This is a genomic window from Candidatus Neomarinimicrobiota bacterium, from assembly GCA_041862535.1.
Lineage (GTDB): Bacteria > Fidelibacterota > Marinisomatia > SCGC-AAA003-L08 > TS1B11.
Window position 1 is genome coordinate 1 of sequence record JBGVTM010000275.1, and the last position, 11,538, is coordinate 11,538.

An 11,538-nucleotide genomic window follows, 5' to 3' on the forward strand; every position below is an offset into this window, starting at 1 on the left:
CTGCAGGTGCCGGTATTGCGGGTGCCGGGCTATGAGGCCGACGATGTCATGGGCACCCTGGCAACCCAGGCGGAAGCCAAAGGCTGGGATACCTACCTGGTCACCGGTGATAAGGACATGCTGCAGCTGGTCTCGGACAGCACTTTTGTATATACGCCGGGCCGGGGCCGTAACCCGGCCGTGGTCTATGACGCCGAGAAGGTCCTTGAACGTTGGGGAGTACCGCCGAGCAAAATGATCGATCTGCTGGGTCTCATGGGGGATACCTCTGACAACGTCCCGGGGGTGCAGGGCGTGGGGGAGAAGACCGCCCAGAAGCTGATTGATCAATACGGCACCCTGGAAGAAGTACTCAACCATGCCACTGAGGTGGCCAGCAAACGGGTCCGGGAGGGACTGCTGAGCGGCCATGAGCTGGCCCTGCTTTCTAAAGAGCTGGTTACCATCCATTGCGATGTACCGCTAGATGTCGACGTGGAACATCTTTCGTTGGAGAAGCTGGACCCCCCCTCCGCCGCCGAGCGGCTCCAGGAGCTGGAGATCAAAGCTATCTTACCGGAACTGTTGAGCCTGGCAGGGATCGTAACGGAGGCAGCCGAGGATCAACCCGCGAAGACCTACAAGATAGTAACCACCCACGATGAGCTGGAGGCCCTGCTGGCGGAGCTCACGAGGGCAGAGTGGATATCCTTTGATCTGGAAACCACCTCCACCAATCCCCTTCAGGCGGAGATTGTAGGGATTGCCTTTTCGGTGGAGCCGCACCACGGCTGGTACGTGCCGGTGGTTTACCCCGAGCGGGATGAGCGAACCGCGCTGGACCTCCCTGTCATCCTCGAACACTTGCGACCCATCCTGGAGGACCCCGACCGACCCCTCATCGGCCAGAATATCAAATACGACGCCCTGGTGATGCGGCGCTACGGGGTAGCGGTAGAGGGCATCGTTTTTGACACTATGATTGCCGCTCACCTGCTGGAGCCCGAAGCCTCCACCTACAAGCTGGACGCCCTGAGCCAGAAATATCTGCACTATCGCATGGTGCCTATCGAGGAACTGATTGGCAAGCGCGGGAAGGGGCAGCGCTCCATGGCGGAGGTGCCGATGCAGCAGGTGGCCCACTATGCCGCCGAGGACGCCGATGTGGCTGGCTTGCTCTACCCGCTTCTAAGAGACGGACTGGCTGCCAATAGTCTCATCGCTACCAACGAGGAGATCGAAGTTCCCCTGATTCCCGTGCTGGTGGAGATGGAGCGCAGGGGTGTGTTCCTGGACCTGCCGTTGCTGGAAGAAATGTCCGGTAAGATGGAGGAGCGACTCACCGATCTGGAGCAGGAGATCTACGTCGCCGCCGGGACGGGGTTCAACATCAACTCTCCTCAGCAGCTCGGCGTGGTCTTGTTTGACCAGCTGGGGCTCAAGCAGCTTCGCAAGCGCAGCACGGATGTGACGGTCCTGGAGATGCTCAAGGATCAGCATCCCCTGCCGGGCCTGATTCTGGACTATCGCCAGGTAAAGAAGTTGAAGTCCACCTATATAGACGCTTTCCCGGCCCTGGTTAATCCCGAAACCGGTCGGGTGCATACCTCTTTCAGCCAGACGACGGCGGCCACGGGCCGTCTCTCCAGCAGCAATCCCAATTTCCAGAACATCCCCATTCGCACGGACCTGGGTCGTGAAATCCGGCGGGCGTTCCGTGCCCAGGATGAGGGTTGGGGTATTTTTTCAGCGGACTACTCCCAGATTGAGCTGCGTATCATGGCTCACCTGGCCAAGGAGGAAGCCCTCATCGAGGCTTTCAGCGAGGAGCGGGACATCCATAGTCAGACGGCGGCCACCGTCTTTGGCGTGTCCCTTGCGGAGGTGACGCCGGATATGCGACGCACGGCCAAGGTGGTTAACTTCGGCATCATGTACGGTGCCGGTCCGTTCCGTATGTCCCAGGAGCTGGACATTTCCATCCAGGAAGGCCGGGAGCTGATCAACCGGTACTTCAATACCTACCCGGGCATCCGTAAATTCATTGACGACTTACTTGCCCAGGCCCGCGAGGATGGTCACGTCAGCACCATCCTGGGTCGCCGCCGGAAGGTGCCCTATCTGCAGTCCAGTAACCAACGCCTGCGCAGCGCCGATGAGCGCATCGCTGTGAACATGCCCATTCAAGGGACTGCCGCGGAGCTGATTAAAATTGCCATGATTCGTATTCACCGCCATCTGGTCGAGGAAGGCTTCAAATCCAGGATGATCCTTCAGATTCACGATGAATTGCTCTTCGAAGCTCCTGAAGATGAAGTGGAGCGCTTAAAGGCGATGGTAGTGGTTGAAATGGAATCAGCTATGGAGCTGGATGTGCCCCTGGATGTGGACTGCGGTTTTGGTCCCAGCTGGTATGAAGCGCACTGAAAACGTGTAGAACGTGATCATCCTCAGCATTGATGGTGGGGCCTCCCGGACGCGGGGGGTTTTATTTACCGAGCGCGGGGAAGTCCGCCTGCTTCGGGAGACGGAAGCCACCTCCTTAAGCACGCCCGGCGTTGATACCACTAAAATATTGGGACACTTCATCCAGGAGCTAGCTGCTCAGGCCGGCCTGGGCCTGGAGGCGGTGGACCTGGTGAATATCGGTGTGGCGGGTGTATCCAATCCGGATGCGCGTGACCGCCTGTTCCTGGAGCTGGATCGTTTGGACTTGTCTGACCGGGCTCTGGTTACTTCGGATGTGGAGGCGGCGTACGAGGCTGTATGGGGAGCTGCGCCGGGGGTGTTGGTATGTGTGGGTACCGGGGCCATCGGCTGGGCGCGGGATGAGCAGGGCAATACCTATCGCGCCAGCGGCAGGGGCCCTCAGCTGGGAGGTGATCCCGGGAGCGGATATTGGATGGGCAAAACAGCTTTGGTCCATCTGATCATGTCCGAAGGATCTTCCGCAGCCGATGAGCAGGCCCAAGATGCGCAGCTGGATGCTCTGCGGCGCCGAACCATGGCGGTCTATGGAGCTGAATCCATTGATGAGGCCGCGCGCATCGCCGGTGAGGCGGAGAATATGGTCGCCAGAACTGCTCTTCTTGGCCAGGTCATCTGTGAGCTGGCCGCGGAGGGGAATGATCTGGCCCTGGCGATTGTTCAGGAAGGGACCCAAGCCCTGGCTGACGAACTCCTTATCATGATCGATAAGGCAGAGCTGCGCAAGGATAAAATGACCATTGGCATCAATGGGAGCATTATCACCAGAAATCCCGTTTTTCGAAAGATGCTGGCCGATGCTCTGAGCTACGACCTGCCGGACATCACCTGGCGGCTTCCCGAAATCGATCCTGCTTTTGGTGCCGGTCTCATCGCTGCCCGCATTAATAAGATAACGGTTGACAGGGAAGCCTTAAAGAAGAGCTGGAGAGAGAACCATTTACACTCCGCGAGCTGATATTCATCTGGGTCGGCTGAAGTCCAATTTTCACCAGCTTTCAGAGCACGTTGGGAACGCCAAGGTGCTGGCGATAGTGAAGGCGGATGGTTACGGTCATGGTATCATTCCGATCTCGAGGGCCCTGGCTGAGGCAGGCGTGTACGGCTTTGGGGTGGCTACCCTCCGGGAAGCCCTTGATCTGCACCAGGCTGGTCTGGAGCAGATGATCCTGCACATGGGTCGGTTTGATCTTCAATCACTAGCTGCCTATAGGCAGCACGACATCCGCTTGAGCCTGCATAGCCTGGAAGATATCAAATCCCTGACAGCCCATCATGAGGCCACCGGCTCCGAGTACGTGGTTCATATGAAGGTGGACACCGGCATGACCCGGCTGGGGATCCCTTATGAGGCGGCGGTTGAAGCGATGGAGCAGGTGAAGAAGCATGCGTTCATTCACCTGGAGGGCATCTGGTCACATTTTGCCACCGCGGACGAGGCCGATCTGAGCTATCTGCGATACCAGTTGGTGCGCTTCACCCAGTTTGTACATATGGCCCGCAAGCTGCGCCTGGAGGTGGAATATTTCCACGTTGCCAACAGCAGTGCCCTGGTGCGGGACCCGAATAGCCATTTCAACATGGTTCGACCAGGACTGCTCCTGTATGGCGTTAGGCCTTCGGAGCACGTGCAGCCACCCTTTGAGATCCTGCCGGTGATGGACCTGAAAGCACCCCTGGTAAAGGTGCAGGACATCCCGCGGGGCACGCCGGTAGGCTACGGCCGTGAGTATCGCGCTCCGGAAGAGACTAAAACGGGTGTCCTGCAGATTGGCTACGCCGATGGTGTGCCCCTGGCCCTGTCTAACAAAGGCCACGTTCAGCTGGGAGACGCGGTGTATCCTATGATGGGACGTGTGTCAATGGATCTCGTAAATATTAATCTGGGTCGTGATGTGCGGCAGGTTGGTGAAGAGGCCCTGATCTGGGGTCTCAGCGATGATCCCCGCCTCCGCGTCGAGTATCAGGCCCGATTAGCTGATACCATCCCGTATGAACTCTTAACACGAATTGGGACTAGAGTGGAGCGTCATTATGTGGAAGATTAAGCTATTTGGATTAGGTGTGAGTGCTGCTTTGCTATTGGGAGCATGTGTGCATGTTCCCCGGCCCATCGTAGCTCCTGAAGTCTGGTATGAGGAGCCGGTGACGGCGGCGGATTTGAGCCTGCGCCAGCAGGTGGCCCAATTGATTATGGTGCGAGTGGAAGGGTATTATTACAGTGCCGACAACGGCTACCGCCGGAAGGTAGAAAGGTGGGTAGCCCAGGATCAGGTGGGTGGTCTGATCACCTTCCGCGGCAGTGTTGACGGTACCTTTACCAACCTGCAGCGGTTTCAGCGCCTGGCGTCCTTTCCGCTGCTGGTGGCTGCGGATTTTGAGCGGGGCGTGGGGCAGCAGATTGAGGGCGCTACCATGTTTCCCTCAAACATGGCAGTGGCTGCTACTTTCGATGAAGAGAACACTTACCAGCAGGGGCGCATCACCGCCCTTGAAGCCCGGGCGCTGGGCGTCCATATCACCTTCGCTCCGGTGATGGATGTGAATAACAACCCCGATAATCCCATTATCAACTTCCGTTCTTACAGTGATGATCCCCAATTGGTGGCCCGAATGGGAGCTGCGTTCATTCAGGGTGCCCAAGACCACGGCCTGGTAGCCTGTGCCAAGCACTACCCCGGTCACGGCAACACTGCTACTGACAGTCACACCAGCCTGCCGCTGATCCCCGGCAGTCGGGAAAGCCTGGATCAAATGGAGCTGATGCCGTTCAGGGCGGCTGCCGAGGCCGGAGTCAAGATGATGATGGTGGGCCATATTGCCGTGCCTGGTCTGGACGCCTCCAACCGTCCCGCCACCCAGTCGGCGAAGATTACCGAAGGTCTTTTACGCGGTGATTTCGCCTTTGATGGCCTCATTGTTACCGATGGGATGGAGATGGGGGCTATAACGGGCGGACAGTGGACCGGGGAAGCCGCCGTCCGGGCCATTGAGGCCGGCAACGACATGGTCCTCCTGCCATTATACGTGGATCAGGCCATTGAGGCCATTGTACGGGCGGTCTGGACCGGGCGCATCAGCCCGGAACGGATCGAGGCCTCGGTCAACCGGGTATTAAAGCTGAAGGCGGAGCTTGGCCTGTACGATGAGCGCCGCAGCCTTAATCGAGATGATGTGCAGCGGCAGGTAGGCCTGGAGGAATTCCGCGAAGCCTCACGGGGAATTGCCCGGAAATCCATCACCCTTGTCAAGGACGAGCTGAACCTGATCCCCTTCCGACCGGGTCGCCGACAAACCCTTACCCACATCCTGATCTCAATGGACGACGACCTCAAAGACCGCACCCTTCCCTTCTGGAGCGACGTGGAATTCACTTTCGGGAAGAAACGAGTCAAGACTTTCTTTGTGAACGACGAGCTCTCCAATACCCGCATTAAGGAGCTGGTAGAGGCAGCCCGGACTACCAATCTGACCCTGGTGACGGCCCTGGTGAGGATCCATATGGAGAAGGGCGTCAGCACTATTGACTCGACGCACCATGAGCTCTTGAAAGCCCTGGGGAAGGCGAAGGTCAAGTTCGCGGTGGCCAGTTTCGGTAGTCCCTATCTGCCTTCCCTGGAGCCTATTCCCACCTACCTATGCGGTTACAGTTACGAGGGCATGACGATGCTGGCTATGGCCGATGCCCTGTTCGGTCGGGCTCCGATCACTGGCCGGCTGCCGGTTGACCTGGATGCCAGCTACCGCCGCGGCCATGGTCTCACTAGAGAAGCCCGCACCCGGGCTTTCAGCCAGTCCACTCGCACCTGGGATTTCAGCCGGGCTTATGCGGTACTGGACAGCGCTATCCAGGCCAAAATCACCCCGGGTGCCCAGGTGTTCATTGCCAAAGCAGGACACATCCTGGCCGATACGGCCTTCGGACACTTTACCTATGACGTGGACGCCCCCCCGGTGACTACCGCCTCCATTTACGACCTCGCCAGCGTCACCAAGGTGCTGGTAGGAGGCACCCTGGCGATGCAGCTGGTTGATGGACGCTACCTGGTACTGGACGAGCCCGTGCAGGATTACCTTCCCACCTTCCAGGGCAAGTGGAAGGATCGGGTTACCATTCGCCATTTGCTGACTCATTCTTCCGGTCTGCCAGATTACATCTGGTTCTGGAAGATGGGTATCAAGCCGGAAGAGGTGATTGACACTATTTGCAGGACCGAGCTGCAGTTTGAGCCCGGTACGCAGTCTACCTACAGTGGTGTGGGCTTGATTCTGTTCACTGCTATCGTGGAGCTGGTGACCGGGGAGCGGCTGGCTGATCTGACCCGGGACTGGGTGTTCGGTCCCCTCATGATGGAAGGCACCGGCTACAATCCCCCGGTGGAGTGGCAGGAGCGCATTGTCCCCACCGAGGTGGACGCAGAGGGCCGCAGGGGTCTGATCCAGGGCAAGGTGCATGATGGAAACAGCCATTTTATGGGGGGTGTGTCGGCCCATGCAGGCGCCTTCGCTCCGGCCAATCAGTTGGCCAAATTAGGCCTCCTGTACCTGAATGGGGGAGTGGTCTATGGCAGACGGATGGTGCGGGAGGAGACAGTGGAGGCGTTTATCCAGCCCCAGGAATTGCCACCGGGTTCGGGATGGGCCCTGACCTGGCAGATGGCCAATGCCACCCCCGAAGCCGGAGATCTCTTATCTGACGCAGCCTTCGGCCACACGGGCTTCACCGGCACCTCCATCTGGATCGATCCCGCAACAGAGGTGATTGTCGTACTCCTTACCAACCGGGTGCATCCCACACGTGAGCGGGGCGGCCACATGGAGTTGCGCCATACGTTTCATAATGCCATTGTAAAAATTATTCTTAGTACTGAACCCAGGACTTGAACTATCACCTGCAGAACTTGAAGCGAAAGAGAAATTCACTACGCTCTTTTCAAGCATCTACTTAATGTATAACTTTAAATTGTACCTGATTAAGAGAGCATTTCATTGCGACGGATGGGGCAGGCGGTTTTTAAGGAATTAGAACTATAGATGAAGATGAGTAAAGACTCACCGCGACAAGTAGTTTGACCTGTCAGTTATGATTGATAAAGAAATGTCTTTCCCTTTGGCAGTCTCCTATTTAAATCTTCCTGAGGCCCTCAGATAGTCGCTGGCATCATGCTTGCCCAGGCGTTCATAGGCCCGATACGCTTCGTAATAGCCGGTGGCCAAATCCAATGAATCCATCGCTGTAAGCTGCTGCGGTGGTCCTTCCAGGGATGGGATCAAAATTTCTATGCCCACGAATAGTAAATCGGGATTTCTCAATTTGGACGAATTAGCCCGGTAGAGATTGGGCCAGTACAGGACATCCTGGTAATAGAGTTTCGCCAGGTTCCACCAGTTGTCATTCCTCTTCACTGTGTGAACGTAGGCCTTGATTCCCTGCGCCCAGTAGGACGGTGGTGTGGGTTCCGTTGGGCGTGCCGCTGGTATTGCCTCGGGCGGGGGTGCAGGTTTTTCGGCAACGGGTGGAGGTAGTGGCTCCGTTATAGGAGGTACTCCTTCTACCACTGGTTTCTCCACAATCGGTGGCTGAACTGGTTCTGCAGCCGGTGTTTCCACAGCAGGCGGTGGGGCGGGTTCCTCTTCGCCGCCTCGGAAAATCAGCAGAGCTACCACAACCACGACGATAACGGCTGCGACAGCGATGGCGATGGTGGCGGTGGGGATTCGACGGCTTGGTTTTGCGGTTGGTTCCTTGGTGGGTTCGGCGGTTTTTTCCGGTTCGGTCGTCGATTCCGGTTCATCAGGTTCCGCCGTCTGACCTGTTAGTGGCTTGGCATTCATGTGGTTATACTCCCGGTTGACTCGGCGGGCCAGCGCCTGAGCTGGTCTGAATAGAACGCGAGTATGCTCCGGGATGACCAGGCTGGCCCCGGTCTGAGGATTAATCCCGGTAGTTTCGGGGACACGGTGTAATCTGAAAGTCCCCAATTGAGCGATACGCACCTTCCCATCACGGATCAAGCCCTCTTCGATGACCGCGGCAAATTCCTTGATTAGATCTTGGGCCAGGTGTTTGGAGATGCCAGTCTCAGCCGCAATGCGGTCAACGAGTTCCTGGAACGTGATCTTCTCACTCATCCCGCAATCTCCACGTTCCTGACATCGGCCTTGAGGCTGGCACTGGGGTGGAAAAATACCGCCCGCTTGGAGGGTAGCAGCACTAGATCTTCGTAATAGGGGCTGTAGGCCCTGCGCTGCGGCCGTACGTGGGAGCCGAAGGTTCCCAGATCCGGTATGGATATACCGACGTAGCCGCCTAGCGTTTCCGCTATGGCCCGGACGGTGACCTCCACCAGGTCGTGGGCCTTGCGCTGGGACAAACCCAGGCGCTCAGCTACGATATGCACAACCTCGATATGGGTCATGAGAGCTCGCTCCTTGCACTACTGCAATGGAAAGATATGCTATAGCGCCACATTTGGCTATAAGTATAAGCGTAAGTTTTTATACAAGCAAGGGATTATGAAATGCGCAGTAGTGGTTGGTAAATATACTGCGCCGGTGGGGCCACCGGAAATTTAAAACTCAATCACCCATGCATCCCAACCAGTAGGTATCCCCTACAAAAATAGCTTACTTTCAGCTGGTTTATGAGATTCCCTGAGGCCCATGCAGAGTCCGTGCCGCCCTAGCACCCACAAACTTAAGCGATACCGTAGGTTAGCCTATGCCTGCAACCATTGACCCGCTTGACATCTGGATTCTCACCTTGTTCCTCGGCGGGACCGTGATTTACGGCATCTGGTCAGGGCGGTACAGCAAGACTACTACCGCCTACTTCCTGGCTGAGCGCACTCTGCCATGGTATGCTGTCATGCTATCGGTGGTGGCCACCGAGACCTCGGTGCTGACCTTCATCAGCGTGCCGGGCATGGCCTATCGGGGCAACTGGTTCTTCCTGCAGCTGGCCTTCGGCTATATATTGGGGCGGGTGCTGGTGAGCTTCCTGTTGCTGCCGCTCTACTATGCCAAGGGCATCACCTCCATTTACCAGTATATCGGCCAGCGTTTTGGTCAGCAGGTACAGCGGGTGACTTCGGCAGTATTCCTGTTTACCCGCCTCCTGGCGGACGGGGTACGCTTTTTCGCCACCGCCCTGTTGGTTCAGACCCTGCTGCCCCTGACTATCCCGCAGGCGGTGCTACTCATGGGCGGGGTGACGCTGGTCTACACCCTGGCTGGGGGTATCCGCTCGGTGGTTTGGATGGACACGGTACAGTTCATCCTCTACCTGAGCTGTGGTATCCTGTCGCTGTGGTTCATCCACGGCCTGATTGATGGCGGCCTGGCGGCTGGCTTGAGCCAGCTGGCTGAGGCTGGCAAGCTGGGGGTTCTCAACTTCCGTAGTGGGGAGGTCTTTTCGCTGAAGGCAGCCTATGCCTTTCCCGCGGCTATTATCGGCGGGGCGTTCCTTTCCTTCGCCTCCCACGGTGCCGACTATATGATGGTCCAGCGGGTGCTTTCCACCCGCAGCCTGCCCGCCGCTCGCATGGCCCTGGTGGGCAGCGGCTTGTTTGTCACCTTCCAGTTCGCGCTGTTTATGCTGGTGGGCGGGCTGCTGTGGATTGTTTTTCAGGGTGAAACCCTGGGCGTGGATCAGGAATATCCGCGCTTCATCGCCACTTACCTGCCCACCGGGCTGAAGGGGGTGCTGCTGGCGGGTGTCCTGGCAGCGGCTATGTCCACGCTGAGTTCCTCGATCAACAGTCTGGCCTCATCCACGGTGAACGACTGGCTGAAACGCACCGACGACCTGCGCCTCTCCCGGCTGATCAGCCTGGGTTGGGGGACGGTGCTCATGGGCATGGCGATACTGGTTATGTGGTTGCCGGGAGAAAATCCGGTGGTAGAGCTGGGGCTGCAGATCGCGTCCTATACCTATGGTGGTCTGCTGGGGCTGTTCCTAATGGGTCGCGCCAGGATCCACTTTTATCCGGCGGCGCTGATCACGGGCCTGCTGGGTGCGGCCGCGGCGGTCCTGGTGCTTAAAGGCTTCGGCATCGCCTGGACCTGGTACATTATCGTTGCCACTGTCGCGAACATTGGCTTGGCCTACGTGGTGAACCTGGCTATCTCAAAGCTACGAACCGAAACTGGAGGGTTATTTTGATGCTGCAAAACAAGATCCGCTCAATGACCTTAATTATCCTAGTGCTGGCGGTTTATGCCTGGGGAACTGACTGGCGCTATTCCCGCGTCTATGAGCCAGTCAATCCTACCCAGCAATTTCATACCACCATCACCGGCCTGGACGTTCTGGAGAACGACGATTTTGCGCCCCTGAAAGGCAAAACGGTGGCGGTGGTTACCAATCACACCGGTCTCAGCCAGCGGGGAGAGTTTATCCTGGACCTGCTGTACCGGGAGGAAGGTGTGACAATGAAGGTGATCTTCGGGCCTGAACATGGCCTGTACGGCAAGGCCTCCGCCGGGGAGCAGCTGGCAGACACCGAAGACACGCGCACGGGAGTTAAGGTCTACAGCCTTTACGGCCAGACCAGCAAGCCCACCCCGGATCAGCTGGCCGGTATCGATGTGGTCATATTTGATATCCAGGACGTGGGGGCCCGTTATTACACCTACCCCAGCACCATGACCCTGGTGATGGATGCCTGCGCCCGGGATGGCGTCCCGATCTGGGTTCTCGATCGTCCCAACCCGGTACGGGGCGACATCATCGACGGCCCGATCCTGGATCCGGACTATGCTTCCTTCGTTGGCATGCACCGGGTACCAATCCGTCATGGTATGACCATAGGTGAGCTGGCCATCATGATCAACGAGGAGGGCTGGCTCACCGAGGACCGCCACGCCGACCTCACCGTGGTCCCCATGGTGAACTGGTCACGCTACATGTGGTGGGATGAGACCCAGTTAACGTGGGTACCGCCATCGCCTAACATTCCCACCTTTGAGACCGCGGTGGCCTACCTGGGCACCTGCCTGTTCGAAGGGACCAACGTTTCTGAGGGGCGGGGAACCCACGAACCCTTCCTTATCTGCGGGGCGCCGTGGATC

General features: G+C 57.8%; 8 protein-coding genes. 6 read left to right on the top strand and 2 right to left on the bottom strand.

From position 1 onward, the window contains the following. From polA to ACETWG_10195, 4 genes are all read left to right on the top strand, one after another. Positions 1–2,406 (top strand): DNA polymerase I (polA, locus tag ACETWG_10180; protein MFB0516951.1); only part of this gene is annotated, 2,406 nt, incomplete at its 5' end. A gap of 13 nt (positions 2,407–2,419) precedes the next feature. Then, positions 2,420–3,424: an N-acetylglucosamine kinase gene (locus ACETWG_10185; protein ID MFB0516952.1), complete on the top strand. Its 1,005-nt coding sequence runs from the start codon at positions 2,420–2,422 to the stop codon at positions 3,422–3,424. A gap of 7 nt (positions 3,425–3,431) precedes the next feature. Continuing rightward, positions 3,432–4,514 (top strand): alanine racemase, encoded by a 1,083-nt coding sequence (gene alr / locus ACETWG_10190; GenBank protein ID MFB0516953.1) that lies wholly within the window; start codon positions 3,432–3,434, stop codon positions 4,512–4,514. Next, positions 4,501–7,350 carry a glycoside hydrolase family 3 N-terminal domain-containing protein gene (locus tag ACETWG_10195; protein MFB0516954.1) on the top strand — a complete coding sequence of 950 codons (2,850 nt, stop codon included), beginning with the start codon at positions 4,501–4,503 and terminating at the stop codon, positions 7,348–7,350. The genes alr and ACETWG_10195 overlap by 14 nt, the downstream gene beginning before the upstream one ends. A 237-nt stretch (positions 7,351–7,587) precedes the next feature. Here the strand turns inward: ACETWG_10195 and ACETWG_10200 are convergent, their stop codons facing one another. Both ACETWG_10200 and ACETWG_10205 read right to left on the bottom strand, forming a co-directional pair. Next, complete coding sequence (locus ACETWG_10200) at positions 7,588–8,598, bottom strand: HU family DNA-binding protein (GenBank protein MFB0516955.1); 1,011 nt, start codon at positions 8,596–8,598, stop codon at positions 7,588–7,590. Then, positions 8,595–8,885, bottom strand: a complete 291-nt coding sequence (locus ACETWG_10205) for an HU family DNA-binding protein (protein ID MFB0516956.1) — start codon at positions 8,883–8,885, stop codon at positions 8,595–8,597. The genes ACETWG_10200 and ACETWG_10205 overlap by 4 nt, the downstream gene beginning before the upstream one ends. A 302-nt stretch (positions 8,886–9,187) precedes the next feature. Between ACETWG_10205 and ACETWG_10210 the strand changes: the two genes are divergently transcribed. Beyond that, positions 9,188–10,630: a sodium:solute symporter gene (locus tag ACETWG_10210; GenBank protein ID MFB0516957.1), complete on the top strand. Its 1,443-nt coding sequence runs from the start codon at positions 9,188–9,190 to the stop codon at positions 10,628–10,630. After that, positions 10,630–11,538: exo-beta-N-acetylmuramidase NamZ domain-containing protein (locus tag ACETWG_10215; protein ID MFB0516958.1), on the top strand; the 909-nt coding region annotated here is incomplete at its 3' end. The genes ACETWG_10210 and ACETWG_10215, both read left to right, overlap by 1 nt.

Excerpts from the sequence above, each read along its gene's own strand:
- ACETWG_10195 (MFB0516954.1), top strand. The coding sequence starts at position 4,501 with ATGTGGAAGATTAAGCTATTTGGATTAGGTGTGAGTGCTGCTTTGCTA.
- ACETWG_10210 (MFB0516957.1), top strand. The coding sequence starts at position 9,188 with ATGCCTGCAACCATTGACCCGCTTGACATCTGGATTCTCACCTTGTTC.
- ACETWG_10200 (MFB0516955.1), bottom strand. The coding sequence starts at position 8,598 with ATGAGTGAGAAGATCACGTTCCAGGAACTCGTTGACCGCATTGCGGCT.
- ACETWG_10205 (MFB0516956.1), bottom strand. The coding sequence starts at position 8,885 with ATGACCCATATCGAGGTTGTGCATATCGTAGCTGAGCGCCTGGGTTTG.